This window comes from Pseudoalteromonas sp. T1lg122, assembly GCF_002964825.1.
GTDB lineage: Bacteria > Pseudomonadota > Gammaproteobacteria > Enterobacterales > Alteromonadaceae > Pseudoalteromonas > Pseudoalteromonas gelatinilytica.
In genome coordinates this window covers 46,612-71,069 of sequence record NZ_PQCG01000032.1, presented here as the reverse complement: position 1 = coordinate 71,069, position 24,458 = coordinate 46,612, and the positions used below count along the sequence as shown (strand labels likewise).

Genomic DNA, 24,458 nt, shown 5'->3' with positions numbered 1-24,458 from the left:
TGGGGTGTGAATTTATTTTTAAAGGGGAAACTAAAAACGAAATTGTAATCAAGAAAAATAACGGGGCTAATTAAAGCCCCATCCAATCCTTAAATTTTATTGCGAATTAGGTCGCGAACAATAAAACGGCCGGGGTGGATAGCTTGGCTCACGCGTTCGCTAAATGGTCTTGGTTCATCGTTTAAACAAGCAATTAAATGCTCAGCACATAGAGGGGCACTGCACAGGCCTCTTGCGCCAAAGCCAGTGAGAAGATGCAAGCCTTGCTGAGGTTTCAATAGCGCTTGGTACTGATATCGCTTACCTAATCTTAAATTAGCAAACGCACTTATATAATCACTTTGTTCAGCCCACTCACCAGCCATAGGTAGATGGTCGATGAAGGTACATCTTACAGCTGCTTTTGCCGCTGTTATTTCACCTAAGGTCGTTGCAAACTCGCTGTCTTTGTAAAAACTTAATAGTTGTTCGCGATTGGTATGGTTGTCTTGCTCTTTAACTTCACGGCTTTTTGAGTTTTTTTCAAAGGTTGCGCCCATACAATGATGGCCATGATATTCAGGAGTAAAATAGCCCTTATGGCAAAGCACTGTCTTTAGGAATTTTGACTGCTCGCTTGCTTGCACATGCGAGACTTGGCCGCGCACACCAACAACAGGCAGTGCGTGAGTTTGGCTAAACTGGTCACTGTGTTCACCTGCACAATTAATCACATCGCTAAATGGTCCGAATGTTTGTTCTTTTGTGTGTAATAACCAGCCATCAGCGGTTTTCTCGAGCTTTTCAATATGGCAATTAAAGTGACTGTCCATTTTATTACTGGTAGTTGCAGTTAACGAATTTGCTGCATTAAAGAGTGCTGTAACCAGGGCTGGTGGATTTACCCAGCCGCCTTTTGCAAAGAACACACCTGAATAACCCGTTTCCACGCCGGCAATTTCGTCGCCTTCTTCGGCGCTTACATTACGCAATAATTCAGCTGGCCAAAGTTCTTTATCGGCAAGGTTTTGATGTTTATCAGCTAGGCCTTGTTTAACCGCATGTTGTAATACACCACACCACTGGTGGGGGTAGTCAAAACCATCATCAAGTAATTGTTGGTAAAGACGCATCGCATATAAAAAACTATGAGCGAACATTTCACTGTGCGGTGAGTTCTTCGCTTGCAAATGCGGATAAACAGCCCCTTGTACATTGTGAGAAGCGCCCATGGCAAGCGCTTCATCTTGGCAAAAAAGCGTGGCTTTTAGGCCTCTTTTTGCCAGTGAATACAGTACACTGCTACTGGCAATACCACCGCCAATAACAGCCACATTACTCAATTCACTTTGCTGATGAGCAAAGTACGCTGGCCCTGATTGTTGCTCATTAGGCTCAGTTAGCTCGCCAATCAGCATTTCGCGTTTTTTACCATAGCCTTTAGCTTTACTCATGCTAAAGCCTGCTTCGATGAGTCCTCTTCTGACAAAGCCTGCGGCCGTAAAAGTGGCGAGTGTGGCATTTGCTCTAGAGATAGCCCGCATTTTGTTGAACAAACTCTGTTGCCACATATCTGGGTTTTTGCTTGGAGCAAAACCATCTAAATACCACGCATCGACAACTCCTTCACTTGGGTAACTCATGGCATCAATGCTGTCTTGTACGTCACCAAAATAAAGGTCGAGTACTAGTTTGCCGCCAGCAAATTCAAGGCGATGGCAGCCGGCCAAATTAATTGGGTATTGAGCAATTAGTTGCTCACTATATTCAGTTAAATTAGGCCAGGCTTTGAGTGCTTGAGCGAGGTCATCACGCTTAATAGGGAACTTTTCAAAAGAGATAAAGTGCAGGCGGGTAACACTTTTTTTACCACTATGGTCGTGTTGATTTTGAACTTCTTGCTCTGCATGCTGCCTATCAAGGTGAGCTGCAAAGTGTTGCCATGTATTTAAAAAGTTAAGCCCGGTACCAAAGCCTGTTTCAGCAATGGCAAAGTGGTTACGGTCATGATTTTGTAATCGTTGCGGGATATGGTTTTGTTGATAAAACACATAATGTGATTCGGCTAAGCCATCATCATTAGAGAAATAAACATCGTCAAACTGATCGGCGACAGGGGTACCAAGGTGATTAAAATGAATATGTGCGTTTTTGATCATGGTTTAACTAATTAACTACAAACTTTTTTTCATTATTTTACGTGTTTTCTTTGAAATAGTCTGGCGTTATTTATAAGCTAGACATTCAGAGTACATGTGTACGCTAGAAAGCTGACCACTTCGAGAGTAATTTCAGCGTAAAATAGAACACAATTTAGTATAGAGCTAAGGTAATTACCCATGAGAAGAGCCGTTATTACGGGCATCGGTGTTGTTTCAAGCATCGGTAACAACAAAGAAGAAGTATTAGAATCATTAAAACAAGGCCGTAGTGGTATCGCGTTCAACCAAGAGTTTGCTGACTACAACCTACGTAGTAACGTATCTGGCAAAATCGATATTGATGTTAAAGAGTTTGTTGATCGTAAAGCAATGCGCTTTATGGGCGATGCAGCGGCATACGCTTATATCTCTATGGCACAAGCGATTGAAGATGCAGGCCTTAGTGAAGATCAAGTTTCAAACGAGCGCACTGGTTTATTAGTGGGTTCAGGTGGTGGTTCATCTAAGTGGCAAGTTGAAGCCGCTGACATTTTACGTGAAAAAGGCGTAAAACGTGTTGGTCCTTACATGGTACCTCGTACTATGGCGAGCACGACTTCGGCGTGTCTTGCAACACCATTTAAAATCAAAGGTGTTAACTACTCGCTAAGTTCAGCTTGTGCAACATCTGCACACTGTATCGGCCACGCGGTTGAGCAAATTCAATTAGGCAAGCAAGACGTCATCTTTGCAGGTGGTGGTGAAGAGCTTCACTGGACACTCGCAATGGAATTCGATGCAATGGGTGCATTGTCTACTAAGTACAATGAAACACCAGAGAAAGCATCACGTACCTATGATGCAAACCGTGATGGTTTTGTTATCTCTGCTGGTGGCGGTATTGTTGTTGTTGAAGAACTTGAGCATGCACTTGCTCGTGGCGCGCACATCTATGCAGAAATCACTGGTTACGGTGCAACATCTGACGGCTACGACATGGTAGCTCCATCAGGTGAAGGCGCTGTACGTTGTATGAAGCAAGCAATGCAAGGTCTTGAAGGCGGTATTGATTACTTAAATACTCACGGTACTTCAACACCTGTTGGTGATGTGAAAGAGCTAGGTGCTATTCAAGAAGTATTTGGTGGTAACTCGCCAATGATCAGTGCAACCAAAGCGATGACAGGTCACGCTTTAGGTGCAGCAGGTGTTCACGAAGCAATCTTCTCGCTATTAATGCTTGAGCACAACTTTGTTGCTCCATCTATCAACATTGATGAACTAGATGAGCAAGCTGCAGGTCTAAATATCGTAACTGAGCGTAAAGACGTTGAACTAAATACAGTTATGTCTAACAGCTTCGGTTTCGGTGGCACTAACGCCACATTAGTAATGAGCAAATATAAAGGTTAAACCTCTCCAGTATTTGCTTAAAGCCGAGCAATAGCTCGGCTTTTTCATTTGTTATAAATTACCCCAAAATCGTCTTAGTTGTTACCTATCCGAATACTGATAAATTCGCTACAATAGCGCCACTTTCTGCCTCTCGGACACACAAATGAAAATTCTTGCAGATCAAAATATGCCATTGGTTGAGCAGTACTTTGCCGATTTTGGTGATGTTGAGCGATTTGATGGCCGTAATCTTCAACCCGAGCAGCTAGTTGGGGTCGATATTTTGTTAACCCGTTCAGTTACTAATGTAGATAAAGCCTTACTCACTCAAGCAGATAAATTAAAATTTGTGGGAACAGCAACCATAGGTGTTGATCACATTGATACCGAGTTACTTGCTGAGCGAAATATCGCATTTAGCAGCGCCCCAGGGTGTAATGCTGTGGCGGTAGCGGAATATGTAATTAGTAGCTTATATGCCTTGAGCCAAGAAAACGCCAGTTCATTACAAGGCAAAACCATCGGCATAGTGGGCGTTGGCTGTATAGGTAGCTGTTTACGTGATAAGTTAAGCTTGCTTGGCATGAATGTGCTGTTATGTGATCCACCTAAATATGAAGCCGGTGAGCTTGCAGAGCATATTGAGTTAGACACATTACTAGCTCAAGCTGATATTGTGACTTTTCACGTGCCATTAGTTAAGCAAGGGCCACATAAAACCTTGCACATGCTAGACGAAACACGCTTAAAAGCACTTAAGCCGGGTATGACGATTATCAATGCAAGCCGAGGTGATGTGATTGATAACCAAGCATTACTAGCATTGTTTGAGCAAGGCGCAAAATTAGATTGTGTGCTTGATGTTTGGGAAAACGAACCCAATATACTGACTCCTCTGCTTGAATATGTGCGTTATGCCAGTGTGCATATTGCAGGGCATACACTTGAAGGCAAAGCCCGCGGTACACAAATACTGTATCAGCAAGTGTGTGAGCTTGAAGGTATCGCAGCGCTTAAGTCTCTGGACGACTTTTTGCCTGAGCCAATTAGCCACTCTGTCACGCTAGGTGAAACCTTTAACCTTGACGATATAGGTCGCTTGGTGCACTTAATTTATGATGTGCGTCGCGACGATGGCATTCTACGAAGTAAATTAGCAAGCGAAGGCTTTGATAGTTTACGTAAGAATTACCCGCCACGACGTGAGTTTAGTACGTTGTCGGTGGCTGCAAACAGTGCATGTGAAGGCGCATTAGCTGCACTGGGATTTAGAATTAACGAATAAAGCCATTTGCTTTATTCATAAGAGGAAAACACATGTCGCAAAAATTTAATGTAGCCGTTTTAGGTGCCACAGGTTTAGTGGGTCGTCAAATTATTGAAACTTTAGAAGATCGTAAGTTTCCGGTAGACCAATTATTTTTACTCGCGAGCAGCCGTAGTGCCGGCGAAGAAATTCAATTTCGCGGTGAGAGCATTGAAGTAATCGATGTCGAAGAGTTTGATTTTAGCCAAGCTCATATTGGTTTATTTTCAGCAGGCGGCAGTGTCTCTGAAAAATACGCACCGATTGCGGCAGAAGCAGGCTGTGTCGTAATTGATAATACCTCACACTTTCGTAATGACTACGATGTGCCATTAATTATTCCTGAAGTGAATGCATCAAGCTTGGCGGATTTCAGAAATCGAAACATCATTGCAAACCCTAACTGCTCAACGATTCAAATGCTGGTGGCATTAAAACCAATTTATGATGCTTATGGCATTGACCGCATTAACGTATCAACTTATCAAGCTGTATCGGGTGCGGGTAAAGAAGCCGTTGATGAACTAGCCAAGCAAACAGCAAACTTAATGAATGCTCGCCCAATGGATAATGCCGTTTTCCCTAAACAAATTGCTTTTAACGTGATCCCACAAGTCGACAGCTTTGAAGATAACGGTTATACCCGCGAAGAAATGAAAATGGTTAACGAAACACAAAAAATCTTAGGTGATAACAGTGTTGTGGTTAACCCTACCTGTGTTCGTGTTCCGTGTTCTTTGGTCACAGTGAAGCGATTAATATTGAAACGCGTATGCCAGTAGATATCGAACATGTTAAACAGCTATTAAACGATGCACCTGGTGTAGAGTTTATCGAAGACTTAGCGGATTACCCAACGGCTGTGTCAGATGCAAGTGGTAACGATACTGTATACGTAGGTCGTTTACGTGCTGATATTTCGCATCCACATGGTTTGAATATGTGGGTTGTAAGTGATAATACGCGCAAAGGTGCAGCTACAAATAGTGTGCAGATTGCTGAAGAGCTAATCGCAAATTATTTATAAATCTGATGATTTAGGCTGAGCTAAATTTGACAGAAAGCGGCAATTTGCCGCTTTTTTTGTGAATTCACTGCCAAATTATTGCCGCATACGTTGTAAAAGCGTATAAACTTAACGATAACAATAAAAAAGTCTCTCAGCCGCTAATATTTAAGCTATTTACTATCAAGGTGTTGCAATAGATATTGCAAGGCAACTAAGTTATAGTTTGCAGCTGGAATAGAGCTTGCAAGAAAGCATAATTAAGAATCAATTCTGCAAGAATTACTTGATGTTTAAGCAACCAAGGTTGCTGCGTTAACATTTAAAACATAAAGGATCAGCATGCGCGGTTTAGCAACACTCTTCATATTAGCGTCTGCATTGGTGGTAACACCGACATACTCTGATGAAGGCTCCACACTTAAAGGCCCTAAAGGTGTCGATTACGGTGCGCAGGGGCGCTCAATTGGTCCGATTAAGCCGACCGATACACTATGGCGCATTGCCGCTAAAATTCGTCCAGACAACTCTGTCAGTATTTATCAGGTCATGCAAGCTCTGTATGACAAAAACCCATCGTCATTTTTAGACCAAAACTTGAATCACATGCGTGATGGCGCATACCTAAAAATCCCAACGATTTCAGAGATGCGTGCGGTCAATCCGACGCTAGCAAAAGCACGTTCTGAACAAGATGATGAGCTATGGGAGAAAAAGAAAAACGGCACACTGACCACTGCTGAAATTAATGAATCGCAAAAGAAAGTAACTCAAGCTCGCAAAGTTGATGTAGACGAAGCAAAACAAGAGCTTAAACAAGAAATCAACACCATTAAAACAGAGCAGGGCACGCAACTAGTAGAGCTTCAAAAGCAGTTTAAATCATCGGTTGAAAACGTTGAAGAAATCTTAGCTGAGAACAACAAGCTCAAAAAGCAACTTACCGGTATTTCTAAAGAGCTTGAAACTGTTCGCGATCAGCTTGGCCAAGACAGTGAAATTCAAAAACAGCTGAAAGAGCTGATAACTAAACAAAATGAAATTATCGAGCAGCAAAAAGCAAAAAAGATTGAAGAGGACAGTGGGTTTAACTTTTCGAATTTACTGAGTAATCCATTTGTTCTCGGTGCATTAATGTTTATTCCTGCATTACTGATCATTGCTGCCGTTGTAATGTTTTTGAAAAAACGCAATAGCCCTAGTGATGATACGAGTGCCAGCGATGACGATGAGTTTTTACCTCAAAGCCCAACGTTTAAGGCTAATGACGATTTAGAACCTATGGTCGAAAGCGACCCTCTAGTACCTGATCCAATTGAAGACCACGATGATTTAAGTGTGCGTTTAGATGATGACTTAGATCAAGATATGCTGCCAGATGACGACATTATTTTCGACGACAGTATTGATGATAGCTTTGATGAAGATGACAGTATTTTAAACCAAGATGAGTTAGAGGGTTTATTAAGTGATGACATCGAATTTAATGATGAATCATCAACTATGGCTGGCGACGATGATGATTTAGATGCATTTTTACAGCAAGATTTCGATCAAACTGATGATGACAGTTTAGGTGATGAAATAGACCTAGATGTTGAGCAGCCTCAGGCAGATTTGTCTGGTGATATTTTAAGTGCTGATGACATTGACGACCTTTTTGATACTGACGATGACTCATTAGATAACGCGAATGATGAAATGGCAGCACTTAGTGAAGAGCTGGCAGAAGATGACGCGGAAGATGATTTTGACATTGATAGCTTAATTGATGAGCAAAACAATACTGATTCTAATCAAGACGTTAATCTAGACGATATCGATGATTTACTTGATGAAAATAATGACGCATCAGCCACGAACGTTGAAGCTGAACTTATTGACGAAGATGATTTCGATATCGACAGCTTAATTGATGAAGCGCAAACCGAAGAGCCATCCTCAGATCTTAATGATGCATTAGAAAATGATGATCTTGATGATGCGCTGGATGTTGATGACATTGACTCGTTATTAGATGACGTTCAAGAAGAACAAGCGTCAGCCGAAGAACCAAGTGCAGATCAACTCATTGATGAAGATGATCTTGATATCGACAGCTTAATTGATGAAGCGCAAGTAGCAGAGCCAGCAGCTGAAGAGAACGATGCATTAGAAAATGATGATCTTGATGATGCGCTGGATGTTGATGACATTGACTCGTTATTAGATGACGTTCAAGAAGAACAAGCGTCAGCCGAAGAACCAAGTGCAGATCAACTCATTGATGAAGATGATCTTGATATCGACAGCTTAATTGATGAAGCGCAAGTAGCAGAGCCAGCAGCTGAAGAGAACGATGCATTAGAAAATGATGATCTTGATGATGCACTGGATGTTGATGACATTGACTCGTTATTAGATGACGTTCAAGAAGAACAAGCATCAGTCGAAGAACCAAATGCAGATCAACTCATTGATGAAGATGATCTTGATATCGATAGCTTAATTGATGAAGCACAAGTAGCAGAGCCAGCAGCTGAAGAGAACGATACATTAGAAAATGATGATCTTGATGATGCGCTGGATGTTGATGACATTGACTCGCTATTAGATGAAGCTCAAGAAGAGCAAGTGCCAGTCGAAGAACCAAGTGCAGATGAGTTAATCGACGAAGACGAGCTTGATGATGCCCTGGATGTTGATGACATTGATTCATTATTAGATGAGGCGCAAGAAGAGCAACAGCCTGAAGAAATACAAGAATCTGAAGAGCTTGTTGAAGCGTTTACAGAAGAACCAAGCGCAGACGATTTAATCGACGAAAACGAGCTTGATGATGCCCTTGATGTTGATGACATTGATTCACTCTTAGATGAAGCTCAAGATGAGCAACAGCCTGAAGAAATACAAGAATCTGAAGAGCTTGTTGAAGAGTTAACTGAAGAGCTAACAGAAGAGCCAAGCGCAGACGATTTAATCGACGAAGACGAGCTTGAAGATGCCCTTGATGTTGATGACATTGATTCACTATTAGATGAAGCACAAGAAGAGCAGCCTGAAGAAATACAAGAATCTGAGGAGCTTGTTGAAGAATTAGCAGAAGAGCCAAGCGCAGACGATTTAATCGACGAAGATGAGCTAAGTGATGATTTCGATACCAATGATATCGACTCACTTCTTGACGATGTTGGTGCAGAGCCGCAAGAGCCTGAACTCTTGGATGAAGATGGCTTAGATGTTGATGACAATGATATTCAAGACATGCTTGAGCAAGATGATGAATTAGATGTGACTGATATTGATTCATTATTAGAAGAGGATTCAATTGATGAACACGATTCAGACTCTGAAGACGAGCTTGAAGAGCTTATTCAACAAACAAATGAGCTGAAACAAGATACCGAAGCGCAAATTTCTGATTTAAGCCACGAGCAGAGCATCAATACTGAACATGATGAAAACCTGCAAGAGTCTCTTGAAGATTTAGCCGACGCAGATCAAGCAATTGATGACTTAAATGTTGAATCAGTTGCCTCAGAGTTAGTTGATGAAGCAGATGATACTGACGAAGTTGATATTGATGAGGCACTAAATCATGAATTTAACGAAGATAGCGACGAGCTATTAGATGAAGATGACAGTCTTGATGAATTTGATGATCCATCACTGAAAAGCGTCGATGAGTTATTAAGTGAAATCGGTGAAGAAGACGATTATGTCGCAGCACCAGATTGGTCAATTGATGAGCCTGAACAAGACATTGAAGAGGTTGAAATTGACTTAGGCGATGATCCGCTAGCCGATGAAGACTTAACGGATGAGTTTGATTTAGCAGGCGAAGAAGAGCCTCTGCAGCAAGATACGGTAACGCCTAGCCAAGAGTTAGAAGAGTACCCAGAGCTTGAGCTAGATGAAGCGGGTTTTGAGTTAGATGACTCTGATGAACAAGCTTCTGAAGAATTAGATGCTGATTCGCCATTACAGTTAAGCCAAGCGGAGCAAGACCTTGCAAATTCTTTAGCAGCAGGTAATGAACTTGATCAGCTAGACGATGATTTTGATGATGATATCTTGCTTGATAATGAATTCACAGAACAAGACATGCTTGATCCTGAAGATGATTTACTCTCTTCTTCAGAAAACGAAGCGCCATCAGTACAACCGATTGAAGAGCCGATTGATGCTGAAGTGGCTGATAGTCAAGACGAATTAGAGGATTTCCCAGAATTCGAATTAGACGATATTGAGCTTGATGATACGACAGCAGCTGAGCAAACAATTGCTGATTTAGAGTCAAATTTAGCCGATGAGACTGACTTGAGTGAAATGTCAGACGATGAAATCGATGATGATTTTATGGCTGACTTAACTCAAACCGACTTTGATGCGCTGTTAAATGAATTAGCAGAGCCAGACGAAGCAGATATCAGTGATGCCAGTGAGTTCGATGTTGATTTTAATGCACTGTTAAATGAAGATTTACAGGGTGAAAGCGAGCAACCAGTTGAACCTGAAGTAGAGCACATAGAAGAGGCGCAACAAGCGCAACAACCTTCTGATGATGAGTTTGTCGATATCGACTCGTTACTTGAGCAAAGTGATGATGAAGCACTCGACCATGAACCTTATGATGACATTGATATGGATGTAGGGTTAAGTGATTTTAATGATTTACTTGCCGGCGATAACCCAACTGATGTTGATGCCGAAAGTGGTGGTTACTCAGCAAAACTGGATTTAGCGCGAGCATATATCGAAATAGATGACTTTGATGCAGCGCTGCAAGCCATTGAAGATGTTATTGCCAATGGCCCAGAGGAAGTGCAAGAAGAAGCACAATCACTTAAAGCTAAAATTAACGAGTAATAAGTAAAACTAACCAATAAAAAACCGAGCATCTAGCTCGGTTTTTTTATATCTAAGCGAAGATTATTGCGTGTCTTGTAAGCGACGAGTTTTGAAATCAGACTCGGCTTTCCACTTAGGCCAATCGCCGTTATTAGCAAGTTTAGCGGCAATATCTACGATCAGCTCAATATCCTGCTGAACACCACCCATCGACCAATCTGCTGAATAGTCGTCAGCTTCTTTGTGATATTTATGGGCGATGTAATCAGGATCTGTATCACCTAAGCTCATAAATAGTAAGCTAGGCACGCCTTGCTTAGCTAGAGAGAAGTGATCAGAGCGGAAGAACAAACCATTTTGAGGACGAGGGTCCATTTTTACATGACGCCCTTGTGCTTTCGCTGCATCTGCAAGGTAGTCTTCCATTTCAGACATGCCTTTACCGTATTGTAATATGTAGTCAACGCCATCAAGTACGTTCATACCATCAATATTAAGCAGTGCGACCATTTGCTTGGTTGGTACAATTTCGCCAGTAGCGAATTGCTCAGAACCAATAAGCCCAGTTTCTTCAGCCGTAAAGTTGGCAAAGATAATCGAGCGTTTAAATGGTTTTTTCTTATGCATTTCAGTAAGAATACGGGCTATTTCTACCGTTGCTGCGCTACCTGATGCGTTATCAACAGCACCATTGTAGATTTTCACGCCTTCATCAGTTTGCTTGGTACCAAAATGATCCCAGTGTGCACCAATTATAATGTACTCATCAGGGGTTTCGCTACCTTTAAGCGTTGCAACAACGTTATGTGATTGTGCTTGAGAGATATCACTTTTCAGTGTTAGGGCTGCTTTCGCTTTTAAGTCGACAGGTTTAAAATCAGCTTTTAGTGCGTTGGCCTTTTCGGTTTGATAATCAAGACCCGCTTGAGCAAATATTTCATTTGCCGCTTGTTCGTCAATCCAACCCATTACAGGGATGTCAGAAGCATTTTTATCTTGGTCGATTAAGGTATATTTACTACCCGTGTTCGAGCTTTCTACAACGCCCCAAGGGTATGCGGCAGGAGCTGTTTCGTGAACGATAAATACCGCTTTTGCACCTTGTCGTGCACCTTCTTCATATTTGTAAGTCCAACGACCGTAATAGGTCATAGCGTTACCAGTGAAAAGCGCATCGTCTTGGGTGGCAAAACCAGGATCATTAACAAGTACAATGATTGTTTTGTCTTTTACATCAATATCTGCAAAGTCATCCCAGTTATATTCAGGTGCATTAATACCGTAGCCAACGAACACTACATCAGAGCCATCAATGTTGATTTCAGGATTAATCTGCTGCGTACGGGCGGTAAAATCACTGCCAGCATTAAAACTTAAATCACCTACTTTTAAGGTCATGTTTTGATCTGGAGTGAGTTTTGCCATGGTAACTGGCTGTAAAAACTCGCCATTAAAACTGCCGCTTAAGCCGAGTTTTTTATATTCGTCGGCTAAATAGTTAATGGTCAGTGTTTCGCCTTCAGTTAAAGGGCCGCGGCCTAAGAATTCATCAGAGGCGAGGGTTTTAATATGTGAGCGTACATTGGCAATGTTAACGGCTTCATGGCTGCTTGCGCTTGTTGCATCAGCGCTTGATGTTGGTTGCTCAGAGCAACCGAATAAACCAACTGCAAGTGCCAAACTTGCATACTTAAGGTGAGTTGTCATAGTTTTTCTGGTTGATTGCACAGAGTTTCACTATATGGGACGAGAAGGGGGGCTGTCCAGAAAGAGTCTACAAATAACTAATTATTCAGGATGAAAGGATAATAATGCACCTTTCACCCTGCCAATTTTACCACCACGCTTTATCAATCGCGGTATCTTGAATCTTAAAAACCTCTCCAACTAGCGGAGTACTCAGTGATACTTGCTCCTGTCCTGCTTTTTTAGCGACACGTTTAAGTGGGTCATACCAAGCATGAAAGGCGAGATCGAATGTTCCATTATGCACTGGCACCATTACATCACCTTGTAAATCGAGATGGGCTTGCACTGATTGCTCTGGTGTCATATGAATGTCAGCCCAATCTTTGTCGTAAGCGCCGGTTTCAATAAAGGTGATATCAAATGGCCCATAACGATGACCAATTTCTTTAAAGCCAGCAAAATAGCCAGAGTCACCGCTAAAATAAAAGCGCTTGTCATTTACTTTAATAGCCCAAGAGCCCCAAAGGGTTTTATTACCGTCTGTTAAACCTCGACCAGAGAAGTGCTGGGTTGGTGTAAATACAATTTGGCCATTAGCCATATTTTGCTCTTGCCACCAATCAAAACTATGCACTTTTTGTTCATCAACGCCCCATTTTTTCAGGTCGTTTTCGACTCCTAATGGCACATAAAAAGAATCTGTTATATCAACAAGCTGTTTAATGGCTGCTTTATCTAAGTGGTCATAATGGTTGTGTGAAATAAACACCTTGGCAATATTAGGTAACTCTGCAATGCTGATAGGTGTTGGCTGAAAGCGCTTTGGACCCATGAATGAGAAAGGCGAAGCGCGCTCTGAAAATACTGGATCAAATAGCCAGTATTCGCCATACACTTTCGCTAAAATAGAGGAGTGACCTAGCTTTACAAAATGCACTGTGTCATTTGATAAACGCTCAAGCTGAGCGTGAGAAACAGAATGCATAGGCAGCTCGCCCTTTGGCTCTGCATCAATTTTCTTTTCAGTAATAAAGCGTTTGAAGATACCTAGCGTTTTCTTAAAGCTGGGTCTTTCTACTTCAGCACTATTGTGGAACTTGCCATCAGATAATTGCGCAGAGTGGCTGTTATCACTCACGCCTTCAGCGGCTAATTGATTATTCATAATAAACACTCCTATCACGATGCATAGCGTGGCGATTGCGAGCCATTTTAGAAATTTCATATCGTCACCATAAGTAAACTACACGGTGTAGTTTTTCATGGTTTGCTATAAAAGTAAACTATCTAGTGCATTTTTTATTTTTGCGTTACACTAGTAACCCTTATCGGAGGGGTCCATGAAATTATCACAGAGAAAACGATTAGATATTTTGAATGCAGCTGAAACATTGTTTTTTCAGCAGGGTGTTGAGCATACAAGTATGGATCAGGTTGCAAGCTTAGCGGGTGCCTCAAAGCGCACCGTATACAATCACTTTGAAAATAAAGATGTGTTGTTTCAAGCTATTCTAGTGTTTATGTTTGAAAAAGTTCGCCAAGAGCAAGCGGTGGTGTTTGATGCTGCTTTGCCAATTGCTGAGCAATTAACACGCATTGCTGAACAAGAAGTCGCGTTACTCACCTCTGAAGAGTTTTTAAAAGTAGCGAAAGTCGCTTTTATGCAAATGTTACAGCAACCTGATTTAGCAAAATCATTAGCCAGTAATAACATGGGCTGTATGCAAGATCTGGTGGCGTTTTTAGAAGCGGGTGTGCAAGCGCAGGTGTTAACGGTTGATGATGTTGAGTTTGCGGCAAAACAGTTTGTTTATCAGTTAAAGTCGCTGATCTTTTATCCGTTGCTGTATGGCTTTGAGCGCCAAGAAGGCGACTCAGACAACAAAGTGATAAGCGAAACCGTGAAAATGTTTTTAGCGCGTTATGGGCGCTGATATTTTGGAACATTAAAAAGCCCGCTTAATGCGGGCTTTTTGACATCTGTAAGAAGGCTTACTTCACTTCTTTACCAGCTGCTTGTTGGTCAGCATGGTAGCTTGAGCGAACAAATGGGCCACAAGCTGCATGTGTAAAGCCAATTTCATCTGCATACTCTTTTAGTCCATCAAACTCTGCTGGCGGCACGTAGCGTTTAACCGGTAAGTGGTGCTTAGAAGGTTGCAAGTATTGACCTACGGTAAGCATATCAACGTTGTGTGCGCGCAAATCGCGTAACACTTCTTCGATTTCACTGATCTCTTCACCAAGACCCACCATCAAGCCAGACTTCGTTTTCACATTTGGGTGCGCCTCTTTAAAACGACGTAATAGCTCAAGTGACCACTTATAATCAGCACCTGGACGCGCTAATTTGTATAAACGCGGTGCTGTTTCTAGGTTGTGGTTAAATACATCTGGTGGCGTCTCAATTAAGATATCAAGGGCTCTGTCCATACGACCACGGAAATCAGGTACTAAGATTTCAATTGTGATATTTGGATTGTGCTTACGAATTTCACGAATACAATCAGCAAAATGCTGTGCACCGCCATCACGTAAGTCATCACGGTCTACTGAGGTGATGACAACATAGCTCAGCTTCATGTCTTTAATAGTCAGTGCGAGCTTTTCAGGCTCAGCTGCATCTGGCTTTAATGGACGGCCGTGGGCAACATCACAGAACGGGCAACGACGAGTACAAATTGCACCTAAAATCATGAAAGTCGCTGTACCGTGGTTGAAACATTCAGATAGGTTTGGGCATGATGCCTCTTCACACACTGAGTGCAAACCATGTTTACGCATCGCTTGTTTAATACCATCAATACGCTCGGTTGATTTTGGTAAGCGAATTTTTAGCCACTCTGGCTTACGCAGCATTTCGTTCTTTTCAGTCGGTAAAACTTTAACTGGGATCAGCGCCATTTTTTCTGCATCACGCAGTTTTACGCCCGGTTCCATTTTGACTGGTTTATTCATTCGTTTTCAAACCCTTCAGTGTGCTTAACCACAGTAGCATTAAGCTTTTTAATCATGTGTTTTACAAGCCCTGCACCTGCTTGCTCGAGGTTTTGCGGACCGTTAAGGTCGGTTGTTTGCACCATGTTCATGCCAGCATAGCCGCATGGATTAATACGTAAAAATGGACTTAGATCCATGTTTACATTAAGTGCTAAACCGTGGAAAGAGCAACCGCGGCGAACGCGAAGACCTAATGAAGCAACTTTGCTATCGTTAACGTAAACACCCGGTGCATCTGCTTTTGCGTAGGCATCAATGTCATAGTCTTTTAACGTGTCGATAATGCACTCTTCAAGCCAGGTTACCAGCTCTCTTACACCAATGTTTAAACGGCGTAAGTTGAACAGCACATACATCATTTGCTGACCCGGTCCGTGGTAGGTTACTTGACCCCCACGGTCTACTTGGATCACTTCGATATCACCGGTATTTAATAAGTGCTCAGCTTTACCAGCTTGGCCTTGCGTAAATACAGGCTCGTGCTCTACAAGCCAAATTTCATCGGCAGTGTGCTCATCACGGGTGTCGGTAAAAGATTGCATTTTTTGCCAAATTGGCATGTAACGCTGACGACCTAATTGACGAACGATTAATTCTCTTTCGCTCACGAGTTACTCCGTAATCGGCCTATAGCATGTGACGTACGTCATCGATGTTGCTGATCACGTTATAAATTTCTTCAATGTGCTCTTTACTTGTAACGGTTGCTACAAGCGTCACAGATTCGTAATTACCCTTGCTGCTTGGTTTAACCTTTGGCGCATAGTCGCCCGGAGCAATTGGTTGCAGCTTTTCTAGGATCTGATCCGTCAGATTTACGTTTGCTAAGCCCATGATTTTAAATGTGAATGGGCAAGGGAAATCTAAATACTCGTCAAACTTAGTATTTTTTACAGGTTGAACCACGACGGTGACTCCTCAAACAATGCGTGTGCTTAAAAGAAGTGATCTCTACCATTTCTTGATATTAAGCAAACTTAGATTACGACGCACTCGACCCAGCGCGACTGATATGGGGCGCATTCTATCATTTTTCAGACAAAAAAAAACGCCTTGCGATGCAAGGCGTTTATAAACTTTATGACCAGATTACTGGATCTGTAAACGTAGGTAATCGTAAATCTTGCTAAAGAAGCTGCCTTCTTCCACTTCTTCTAGTGTAACTAGTGGATATTGTGCAATTTCTTCACCTTCAAGTTGTAAGAAAAGCGTGCCTACTTTCGTGCCTTTAGCAAGCGGTGCTTCTAATGTTTTATCAAGCTCGAAGTTCGCTTTTAAGTTTTTACGTTGGCCACGTGGAATAGTAATTGGCGTATCTTCTAGTATACCTAGCGATACGTTTTCTTTGTTACCCATCCAAATACGTTGCTCAGCAAAGCTGTCGCCTGCTTTGTATGGTGTGATTGTTTCGAAAAAGCGGAAACCGTAGTTTAATAGCTTTTTGCTTTCAACTTTACGTGCACGCTCGCTTTCTGTGCCCATCACTACCGCGATTAAACGCATGTCGTCTTTTGTTGCTGAGCTAACTAAGCTGTAGCCTGCTTCTGATGTATGGCCTGTTTTAATACCATCAACATTCATGCTTTCATCCCACAACAATGAGTTGCGGTTGTATTGCTTGATGCCATTAAACGTAAATGATTTTTGTGCGTATACTTCATATTCATCTGGAACATCACGAATAAGAGCAGCACCTAATGTTGCCATATCGCGTGGTGTTGTGTAGTGCTCGTTAGTATCTAAGCCGTGGCTGTTAATGAAGTGACTATTCGTCATACCAAGCTTTTCTGCATGGGCATTCATTAAATCAGCAAATGCACTTTCACTTCCAGCAATGTGCTCAGCCATTGCGACACAAGCATCGTTACCTGATTGAATAATAATACCGTGGTTAAGGTCATCAACACTGATCTGCTTACCCACTTCGATAAACATTTTTGATGACTCAGGGAAATTTTTTGCCCACGCTTTTTCGCTTACAGTAACCATATCAGTTGGCGCAATATTGCCTGCTTTGATTTCTGTACCAATTACATAACTGGTCATCATTTTGGTTAAACTAGCCGGTGCTAATTTGGTATCTGCTTCGCCTTCGGCAATCACTTTACCTGTGGTGAAATCAACCAGAAAGTAACCTTTCGCATTAACTTGAGGTGGGGCAGGGATGATTTGGGCTGTTGCTGAAAATACGCTAGCAGTGCAAACAAGGCCACAAACGCCACTTAAGATTTTATATTTTATAGATTTCATCGTACTCATTAATGGTTAAAGTTAAACATGTCGCGTTGACCTATTCTAAAGGCCTTACTCACTGTAAAGCAAGAACGCGTTCTGAAATTGGTTTTGTTTTAGCTTCTCTAAAACTGCTTGTGCTTCTGCGGCATCTTTAATTGGACCGAGACGTAATCGATAGATCCCGTCTTTTTCAACAATGTTTGTTGGCACATGATATTGCTGACGAAGTTGAAACGCGAGCGCCTCAACATTAGCAAGAGTACTTCCCGCTGCAACCTGTATGTAGCTTAAACGAGGGGCAGAATTGGCAAGGGTAACAGCCTCAACCTTAACACGGGCTGTACCTTGTCGGTAATAACCTAATTTATAGGCCGCAGAATAAGATAAATCGATAATACGGTCATCATGAAATGGGCCACGGTCATTGACGCGAACAATCACTGATTTTCCATTATCTAAATTTGTTACTCTGGCAAAGCTCGGTAGCGGTAGCGTTTTATGGGCGGCTGTCATCGCAAACATATCGTACACTTCGCCGTTTGAGGTGTGATAATTGTGAAACTTTCGACCATACCACGAAGCAATGCCTTCTTCTGCATAGCCAGTTTCATCTAGCATCGGCGTGTAGCGTTTACCGCGAACCTCGTAAGGACGGCTAGCGCTTGCACTTTTAACAACCGCAGTGACAATCGCATCTTGCATTTCCAACTCGGTTGGTTTTCGAAGCGGGGCTGCATCATGCTCCATGGCATAACGGCCTTGTTGCGAAGATGAACTACATGCTGCTAGCAGCACAGAAAATAACGCAATAAGTAAGAAGTTGACTCGCTGTGTCATTATTTTAAAAGCATCCTTTTATCGGTGGCGATTGACATGATAATGCCAAATCCGGCCATTAAGGTCACCATTGAGGTGCCACCATAACTTATCAGAGGTAACGGAACACCGACAACCGGTAGTAAACCCGATACCATGCCAATATTAACAAATACATAAACAAAGAAGGTCAGTGTTAATGCGCCAGCAAGTAGTTTACCAAACGCATCTTGAGCGTTCACTGCGATATACAACCCACGTCCAATGATAAATAAGTACATACACAATAATAAACAGACCCCAAACAGGCCAAACTCTTCGCTCAGTACAGAAAAGATAAAATCGGTATGACGCTCAGGTAAAAACTCTAGTTGCGATTGCGTACCTTGCAGCCAGCCTTTCCCTTCAATTCCTCCCGAGCCAATTGCAATTTTCGATTGAATAATGTGGTAACCAGAGCCAAGCGGATCGCTTTCAGGATCTAAAAAGGTCAGTACTCGTTGCTTTTGATAATCAAGCATCACGTAATGCCAAAACGGCCAAGCTGCTAATGCCACTGTCGCTGATAAAAAGCCAATCAAGCGCCAACTAAGACCAGATAAAAACAATACAAAAATACCTGAACTGGCAATCAAGATAGATGTACCTAAGTCGGGTTGCTCTTTAATTAAAATGGTGGGCACCATCACAATCACAAAACCAATAATTAAGTGCAGCGGTCGAGGCGGTAAATGATTGCGACCAATATACCAAGCAACCATCATAGGCACGGCAATTTTCATTAATTCTGACGGCTGGAAACGGGTCACACCTAAATCAAGCCAGCGCTGAGCACCTTTCGAACTTACCCCGAATAACAACACCCCAACCAGCATCAAAAGGCCGATGCAATAAAGAGGGATAACCATGCTTTTTAATGTATTAGGTGAAAATTGCGCGAGTATAAACATGCCTAGGATAGCGCCAAACATACGTGTTGCGTGGCGTATCATCATCGCTGAGTCTTGGCCGCTGGCACTGTATACAATCGCAAGGCTGGCTACCATCATCGTCATCAGAGCTAGAAGCAGCGGTAAGTCAAGGTGTAGGCGCTGCCATATTGAACGCTTTTTATTTAATGGGATCATGGCGCATCACTCTGGGCAATTTGTATTGGGTTCGCTGAAAAGTAGTAATCCATCAATTGGCGCGCAATTGGCGCACCAACCGTACCACCACCACCGGTGTTTTCAACCACCACAGAGACCACTATTTGTGGGTCTTTGTAAGGAGCAAAACCAACGTAAATAGCGTTATCTCGCTGACGCTCTTTAAGTGACTTAGCATCATAACGCTCTCCTTGGGCAATACTTACAACCTGAGCAGTACCCGTTTTACCTGCTGGGTCGTAATTTGCTCCTTTAAATGCTTTATGGGCGGTGCCGGTGACTTTATGCACGGTGTTGTGCATGGCATCTAGTGCAATTTGCCAATGATGAGGGTTTTTGAGTACCAAAGGTGGTTTCTCATCATTGTTGATCTGTGTTACTTCGTCTTCTTTTTTCGCTACCTGCACAAGATGTGGCGGGTGATCTAAACCTCGATTCACTAAGATGTTGGTAGCATTAGCAATTTGCATCGGTGTGGCGGTCCAATAGCCTTGGCCGATACCCACTGAAATCGTATCACCGCGCCACCATGATTCTCTAAAACGTGCTTCTTTCCATTCTCTAGAAGGCATAATGGCGGCAGTTTCTTCATGAATATCAATACCCGATAGCTGGCCATAGCCAAACTGTGACATAAAATCGCTGATTTTTGTAATACCGAGTCGATAAGAAACATCGTAAAAATAGGTATCGCATGATTCTTCAATGGCACGATACACATCAACATGACCATGACCCCAACGTTTCCAGTCACGCCATTTGTGCTCTACGTTAGGAATTTGGAAAAAGCCCGGATCCCAAATTTGTGTTTGCTCGGTTACCAGTCCTTCTTCAAGGGCAAGAATTGCCATATGGGGCTTAACCGTTGAGGCAGGCGCATAGCGGCCTTGGGTAGTCCGGTTGATAAGTGGTCGGTCTGGGTTTAATAATTCTTTATAATCTTTACTGCTGATGCCATGCACAAATAAGTTAGGGTCATAACTTGGGTTGGAATACATTGCTAAAACACCACCATCTTTAGCGTCTAGTACCACGATGGCGCCACGCATATCCTTCAATGCGTGCTGAGCAATTTGCTGTAGGCCAATATCCAGAGTTAGTACTAAGTCGTGACCAGGCTCAGGGGGTGTGAGGCTTAAAGTACGTATAACTCGGCCACGGTTATTCACTTCAACGCGCTGTGAACCAACTACACCATGAAGAAGTTCTTCGTAATACTTTTCGATACCTAGCTTACCAATGTCGTGCGTTGCGCGGTAGTTGGTTGCTTGGTCTTCTGCTTCCAGTTTGGTGAGCTCTTTTTTGTTGAGTTTGGCAACATAACCTAAGGCATGGGTGAGGGTATCACCATATGGGTAATAGCGAGCTAGACGCGCTTCGATACTAAAGCCTGGAAACTTATGCTGATTAACCGAAAATTTTGCAACTTCGGTTTCATCTAAACGGGCTTTTAATACTTGGCTTTTAAAGCGGCGGTTGTGCTTAATGTCATCTAAAAAGTCAGCTTTTTGTTGCTCACTAATTTCAATAACTTTTTCAACTTCGCTCAGTGCCTGTTCGAGGTTATCAACCTCTTCGGGGATCACTTCTAAATTATAAACCGGCTTGTTCTCTGCCAGTAACACGCCATTTCTGTCATAGATAAGGCCACGGTTAGGGGCGATAGGAATGACTTTGATTCGGTTATCATTCGAGCGGGTTTGATAATCTTGATGCTCAATAACTTGGATGTTGTATAAATTTGATAGCAACACGCCAATTAACAGTGTAACAAACACAAAACCCACAAATGCTCGGCGGGCAAATAAATTAGCTTCAGCCGAGTGATCTCGAATTGTGGGTCTGTGTTTTCGCATTGGCTTTACTACTCGCGATGATAAGGGTGGTTGTTATTCAAGCTCCAGCCACGGTATAGGCTTTCAGCAACAATAATACGCACTAAAGGGTGCGGTAGTGTTAGGTTGGATAATGACCACTTTTGCTCTGAGGCTGCGATACACTCAGGTGCTAAGCCTTCAGGGCCGCCGATCAGCAAGCTGACATCACGGCCATCAAGTTGCCATTTTTCCATACTTTTTGCCAGCTGATGGGTATCCATTGGTTTACCAGTTACTTCTAGCGTAACAATGCGGTTGCCTTTAGGAATCGCAGCTAGGGTCTTTTCGCCTTCAAGTTGTAAAATACGTTTGATATCCGCATTTTTACCACGTTTGCCTGCGGGGATTTCAATTAGTTCAAGAGGCATATCACGCGGAAAACGGCGTTGATATTCAGTGAATCCGGTTTCAACCCATGCTGGCATTTTGGTACCAACAGCAATCAATTGTATTTTCAAAATGGTTACCTATGTCCTTGCTAAGGGTTAACCCCAAAGTTTCTCTAGATCATAGAAATCGCGAGTTTGGTCTTGCATTACGTGCACAACCACATCACCTAGGTCAACAAGCACCCATTCGCCTTCATTTTGGCCTTCGTAACCAAGCGGTTCTTCACCTGCATGGCGTGCTTCTTTAGCAACGTGAGCTGCAATTGATTGCACGTGACGTTTAGAGTTACCAGAGCATACTAACATGTAATCGGTAATGTCAGATTTACCACGAACATCAAGCTGAACCACATCACGGGCTTTCATATCGTCGACTTTATCAAGGGCAAATGCGAGTAGTTGTTTAGAATCCAAAGTGTTTTCTCAAAAATAAATAATCGTAATTTGTTATTTTATCACGTAGGCAGTATTTATTCATCTGTTTGGTAAAGATGATGCTGCGCAATGTATTGACTGACAGCAGTAGGTAAAAGTTCCGCTGCGGTAGCATTTAATTGTAACTTTTCTCTGATTTCACTAGACGCAGCATTTACTTGTAAGCCATTTAAAAAGAATAACTTACCAGCAGGAGCGTGTTGTAGTTGACAGAGCTGCTCCGTAAAGGCATGAGCTTTATAGGCAGCGAGTTCACCATCTACTTGGCAGTGTTGCCCCGGACGCTGGTACACCACAATGTGACAAAGCTTGACAATTTCTTGCCATTTAAACCATTTATCTAGGGTATTGAATGAGTCCATACCGATTAAAAACATAATCGGTGCTGATGGGTTTTCTGTGCGCAGTTCTTCAAGGCTTAATAGCGAATACGACGCACCTTCTCGGTTTAACTCACGGTAATCGATGGCAAAGTGTGGATTGTTTTCAATGGCGAGCTTTAGCATGTTAATACGGTGCTCATCACTGATCCCAGGTTTTGCTTTATGGGCAGGAATAGCGCAAGGCATAAAATAAAGGGTATCGAGTTGACACTGCTGAACACATTGCTCGGCCATATTAATATGACCTAAGTGAATTGGATCAAAGGTGCCACCGAAAATAGCAATCATCAATGGTTACTCTTAATCAAGGTTCGGATGACAAGGTAATGGCATTGCCACGGGTTGGCAAAACACTAAGCATATTTGCATTAATGCTTGATAAGGAGCAACCAAATTACCTTGCTTATAAGCCGCATCAAACTGTGCTAAATGCTTTATGATTTGTTCGAGGGTATTAATATTTAAGCGATTTAAAGCTTGCTGCACAGCGGCTTGTTGGTTTTTCCAAATATTAAACTGCTTGTATAAATCAGCCATATTGGCACCGCTTAAACGGCCGTGTTGCAATGCCAGTAAGTTAGTAGCTTCTTTATTAATGGCCCAAAAAATACTCATGGCTTCAGTGTTATCGGCAGCCAGTTTTGTCATCACTTTAACCGCTTGATCAGCATGACCACTCAATAAAGCATCGCTTAAATCAAAAATATCAAACTTTGATTGGTTGAGTAGTCCTTGCATCACAGCTTGCTGGTCAATCAGTTCGCTACCATAAAGCAAAGACAGTTTTTCTAATTCTTGGTGGCAGGCTAGTAAGTTACCTTCAGTGGCATCAATTAAGCTTTGTTTTGCGTTGTTGTGAAGATTTAAGTTTAGACGATAACACTGTTCATCTAACCAACGGCTTAGGTGGTTACCCGTAAGCGGATAACACGGAACAAATAAACCTTGTTTATCTAAGGCTTTGAACCAAGCGCTGCGTTGTATATCTTGGCTGGCTTTGGCACCTTTTAAAACCAAAATAGTATCGGGATTAGCAAGCTCAACAAGTTGCTTAAAGATTTGACTGCCTTGCGTACCTGGTTTTTGTTCGTTTAAATTAAACTCGATTAAGGTACGAGCGCTGAATAACGACATACTTTGGTATTGAGCAACAATTTCTTGCCAGTCAAAACCCGGCATTAAGGTAAATTTAATGACTTCGTCAAAGCCATGTTGTTTAGCTGCTTGGCGTATTTGCATGACGCACTGCGCAATTTGATAAGGCTCTTCACCAAATACCATATAAAAAGGCGCTAAGCCTTTTTTTAACTGGCTAGGAAGTTGGTTTGCATAACAACGCATTACAGTTGTGATAACTCACGAACGATACGACGACTTGCTTGCTTCCGAATTTCGCTTAATAGCAAATCAAGCTCTTTTGCTTTGGCAAGGGCATTGTCTGGGTCGTCTTGGTAGTTACGATACAATTCAAAGCTTTGATTAATGGCTTTTTGTCCTGGGCGCTTCAAGGTATAGCTTACACTGTAGGCAAGTTCATACTCAGCAACCTGACCATTATCAAATAATGACAAGATTTGACGCTCTAAACGGTCTTTGTGGATCTTTAACTCAGGGTGTTTACCACCTTGGTTAAGTTCAACTTTGCTCGCAATAAGCTCTTTTTCAACTAATTCGAAAAGCGCTGACTTTTCATCATCGCCAACAAGCGTGATGACTTTTAAGTCGTCAGGCAAGTTAGAGGCTTTCTTTAAATGAAAGCCACAACTTGTCAGCAGTAAACAGACTAGCGCAAGGGCTAGTCCGTTTTTCAGTGCGTGAAGCGCTGCCAT

At 42.4% G+C, this 24,458-nt stretch carries 19 protein-coding genes and 1 pseudogene; 5 read left to right on the top strand and 15 right to left on the bottom strand.

The window, feature by feature from the left end; translation table 11 throughout:
• Nucleotides 1-89: 89 nt before the first annotated feature.
• Nucleotides 90-2,138 (bottom strand): bifunctional tRNA (5-methylaminomethyl-2-thiouridine)(34)-methyltransferase MnmD/FAD-dependent 5-carboxymethylaminomethyl-2-thiouridine(34) oxidoreductase MnmC, encoded by a 2,049-nt coding sequence (mnmC, locus tag C2M33_RS12900; protein WP_105174601.1) that lies wholly within the window; start codon nucleotides 2,136-2,138, stop codon nucleotides 90-92.
• A 180-nt stretch (nucleotides 2,139-2,318) separates the two neighbouring features.
• Between mnmC and fabB the strand changes: the two genes are divergently transcribed.
• From fabB to C2M33_RS12880, 4 genes and pseudogenes are all read left to right on the top strand, one after another.
• Entirely contained in the window at nucleotides 2,319-3,533 is a 1,215-nt protein-coding gene (fabB, locus tag C2M33_RS12895; RefSeq protein WP_105174600.1) for a beta-ketoacyl-ACP synthase I, read from the top strand.
• A gap of 145 nt (nucleotides 3,534-3,678) precedes the next feature.
• Nucleotides 3,679-4,800, top strand: coding sequence for a 4-phosphoerythronate dehydrogenase (locus tag C2M33_RS12890; RefSeq protein WP_105174599.1), 1,122 nt, complete (start codon nucleotides 3,679-3,681; stop codon nucleotides 4,798-4,800).
• Nucleotides 4,801-4,832: 32 nt separating this feature from the next.
• Nucleotides 4,833-5,848: pseudogene (locus C2M33_RS12885) on the top strand (aspartate-semialdehyde dehydrogenase).
• Nucleotides 5,849-6,169: 321 nt separating this feature from the next.
• Entirely contained in the window at nucleotides 6,170-10,675 is a 4,506-nt protein-coding gene (locus C2M33_RS12880; RefSeq protein ID WP_105174598.1) for a FimV/HubP family polar landmark protein, read from the top strand.
• Nucleotides 10,676-10,738: 63 nt separating this feature from the next.
• Here the strand turns inward: C2M33_RS12880 and C2M33_RS12875 are convergent, their stop codons facing one another.
• Nucleotides 10,739-12,364 carry a M28 family metallopeptidase gene (locus tag C2M33_RS12875; RefSeq protein WP_105174597.1) on the bottom strand — a complete coding sequence of 542 codons (1,626 nt, stop codon included), beginning with the start codon at nucleotides 12,362-12,364 and terminating at the stop codon, nucleotides 10,739-10,741.
• A gap of 127 nt (nucleotides 12,365-12,491) precedes the next feature.
• Entirely contained in the window at nucleotides 12,492-13,511 is a 1,020-nt protein-coding gene (locus tag C2M33_RS12870; protein ID WP_233999187.1) for an MBL fold metallo-hydrolase, read from the bottom strand.
• A gap of 175 nt (nucleotides 13,512-13,686) precedes the next feature.
• On the opposite strand from C2M33_RS12870, the gene C2M33_RS12865 reads away from it, so the two are divergent.
• On the top strand, nucleotides 13,687-14,280 hold the full coding sequence (locus C2M33_RS12865) for a TetR/AcrR family transcriptional regulator (RefSeq protein WP_105174595.1): 594 nt from the start codon (nucleotides 13,687-13,689) through the stop codon (nucleotides 14,278-14,280).
• A 58-nt stretch (nucleotides 14,281-14,338) separates the two neighbouring features.
• On the opposite strand, the gene lipA is transcribed toward C2M33_RS12865, so the two are convergent.
• From lipA to C2M33_RS12805, 12 genes are all read right to left on the bottom strand, one after another.
• Nucleotides 14,339-15,304, bottom strand: coding sequence for a lipoyl synthase (gene lipA / locus C2M33_RS12860; protein ID WP_063702293.1), 966 nt, complete (start codon nucleotides 15,302-15,304; stop codon nucleotides 14,339-14,341).
• Nucleotides 15,301-15,954, bottom strand: a complete 654-nt coding sequence (gene lipB / locus C2M33_RS12855) for a lipoyl(octanoyl) transferase LipB (RefSeq protein WP_105174594.1) — start codon at nucleotides 15,952-15,954, stop codon at nucleotides 15,301-15,303. Before lipB ends, lipA begins: the two co-directional genes overlap by 4 nt.
• Before the next feature lie 19 nt (nucleotides 15,955-15,973).
• Nucleotides 15,974-16,252 (bottom strand): DUF493 family protein YbeD, encoded by a 279-nt coding sequence (gene ybeD, locus C2M33_RS12850; RefSeq protein ID WP_054551674.1) that lies wholly within the window; start codon nucleotides 16,250-16,252, stop codon nucleotides 15,974-15,976.
• A gap of 183 nt (nucleotides 16,253-16,435) precedes the next feature.
• Entirely contained in the window at nucleotides 16,436-17,596 is a 1,161-nt protein-coding gene (locus C2M33_RS12845) for a serine hydrolase (protein ID WP_063702297.1), read from the bottom strand.
• A 54-nt stretch (nucleotides 17,597-17,650) separates the two neighbouring features.
• Nucleotides 17,651-18,418, bottom strand: coding sequence for a septal ring lytic transglycosylase RlpA family protein (locus C2M33_RS12840; protein WP_105174593.1), 768 nt, complete (start codon nucleotides 18,416-18,418; stop codon nucleotides 17,651-17,653).
• On the bottom strand, nucleotides 18,418-19,524 hold the full coding sequence (gene rodA / locus C2M33_RS12835) for a rod shape-determining protein RodA (RefSeq protein ID WP_063702301.1): 1,107 nt from the start codon (nucleotides 19,522-19,524) through the stop codon (nucleotides 18,418-18,420). The genes C2M33_RS12840 and rodA overlap by 1 nt, the downstream gene beginning before the upstream one ends.
• Nucleotides 19,521-21,401, bottom strand: a complete 1,881-nt coding sequence (mrdA, locus tag C2M33_RS12830; RefSeq protein WP_063702302.1) for a penicillin-binding protein 2 — start codon at nucleotides 21,399-21,401, stop codon at nucleotides 19,521-19,523. Before mrdA ends, rodA begins: the two co-directional genes overlap by 4 nt.
• Nucleotides 21,402-21,409: 8 nt before the next feature.
• Nucleotides 21,410-21,880, bottom strand: a complete 471-nt coding sequence (gene rlmH, locus C2M33_RS12825) for a 23S rRNA (pseudouridine(1915)-N(3))-methyltransferase RlmH (RefSeq protein ID WP_036967350.1) — start codon at nucleotides 21,878-21,880, stop codon at nucleotides 21,410-21,412.
• Between the two features lie 27 nt (nucleotides 21,881-21,907).
• On the bottom strand, nucleotides 21,908-22,225 hold the full coding sequence (gene rsfS, locus C2M33_RS12820; protein WP_063702304.1) for a ribosome silencing factor: 318 nt from the start codon (nucleotides 22,223-22,225) through the stop codon (nucleotides 21,908-21,910).
• 56 nt (nucleotides 22,226-22,281) lie between these two features.
• A complete protein-coding gene (gene nadD / locus C2M33_RS12815; protein WP_105174592.1) occupies nucleotides 22,282-22,917 on the bottom strand; it encodes a nicotinate-nucleotide adenylyltransferase in 636 nt (211 codons plus the stop codon).
• A 12-nt stretch (nucleotides 22,918-22,929) separates the two neighbouring features.
• Nucleotides 22,930-23,970 (bottom strand): DNA polymerase III subunit delta, encoded by a 1,041-nt coding sequence (gene holA, locus C2M33_RS12810; protein WP_105174591.1) that lies wholly within the window; start codon nucleotides 23,968-23,970, stop codon nucleotides 22,930-22,932.
• Complete coding sequence (locus C2M33_RS12805; protein WP_063702311.1) at nucleotides 23,970-24,458, bottom strand: LPS-assembly lipoprotein LptE; 489 nt, start codon at nucleotides 24,456-24,458, stop codon at nucleotides 23,970-23,972. Before C2M33_RS12805 ends, holA begins: the two co-directional genes overlap by 1 nt.

What these genes read in the sequence shown, in the direction of transcription:
- C2M33_RS12880 (WP_105174598.1), top strand. Translation starts at nt 6,170, where the DNA reads ATGCGCGGTTTAGCAACACTCTTCATATTAGCGTCTGCATTGGTGGTA.
- holA (WP_105174591.1), bottom strand. Translation starts at nt 23,970, where the DNA reads ATGCGTTGTTATGCAAACCAACTTCCTAGCCAGTTAAAAAAAGGCTTA.
- nadD (WP_105174592.1), bottom strand. Translation starts at nt 22,917, where the DNA reads ATGATTGCTATTTTCGGTGGCACCTTTGATCCAATTCACTTAGGTCAT.
- C2M33_RS12870 (WP_233999187.1), bottom strand. Translation starts at nt 13,511, where the DNA reads ATGAATAATCAATTAGCCGCTGAAGGCGTGAGTGATAACAGCCACTCT.
- C2M33_RS12865 (WP_105174595.1), top strand. Translation starts at nt 13,687, where the DNA reads ATGAAATTATCACAGAGAAAACGATTAGATATTTTGAATGCAGCTGAA.
- fabB (WP_105174600.1), top strand. Translation starts at nt 2,319, where the DNA reads ATGAGAAGAGCCGTTATTACGGGCATCGGTGTTGTTTCAAGCATCGGT.
- C2M33_RS12845 (WP_063702297.1), bottom strand. Translation starts at nt 17,596, where the DNA reads ATGAAATCTATAAAATATAAAATCTTAAGTGGCGTTTGTGGCCTTGTT.
- C2M33_RS12875 (WP_105174597.1), bottom strand. Translation starts at nt 12,364, where the DNA reads ATGACAACTCACCTTAAGTATGCAAGTTTGGCACTTGCAGTTGGTTTA.
- C2M33_RS12805 (WP_063702311.1), bottom strand. Translation starts at nt 24,458, where the DNA reads ATGGCAGCGCTTCACGCACTGAAAAACGGACTAGCCCTTGCGCTAGTC.
- rodA (WP_063702301.1), bottom strand. Translation starts at nt 19,524, where the DNA reads ATGATCCCATTAAATAAAAAGCGTTCAATATGGCAGCGCCTACACCTT.
- C2M33_RS12890 (WP_105174599.1), top strand. Translation starts at nt 3,679, where the DNA reads ATGAAAATTCTTGCAGATCAAAATATGCCATTGGTTGAGCAGTACTTT.
- lipA (WP_063702293.1), bottom strand. Translation starts at nt 15,304, where the DNA reads ATGAATAAACCAGTCAAAATGGAACCGGGCGTAAAACTGCGTGATGCA.
- mnmC (WP_105174601.1), bottom strand. Translation starts at nt 2,138, where the DNA reads ATGATCAAAAACGCACATATTCATTTTAATCACCTTGGTACCCCTGTC.
- C2M33_RS12840 (WP_105174593.1), bottom strand. Translation starts at nt 18,418, where the DNA reads ATGACACAGCGAGTCAACTTCTTACTTATTGCGTTATTTTCTGTGCTG.
- mrdA (WP_063702302.1), bottom strand. Translation starts at nt 21,401, where the DNA reads ATGCGAAAACACAGACCCACAATTCGAGATCACTCGGCTGAAGCTAAT.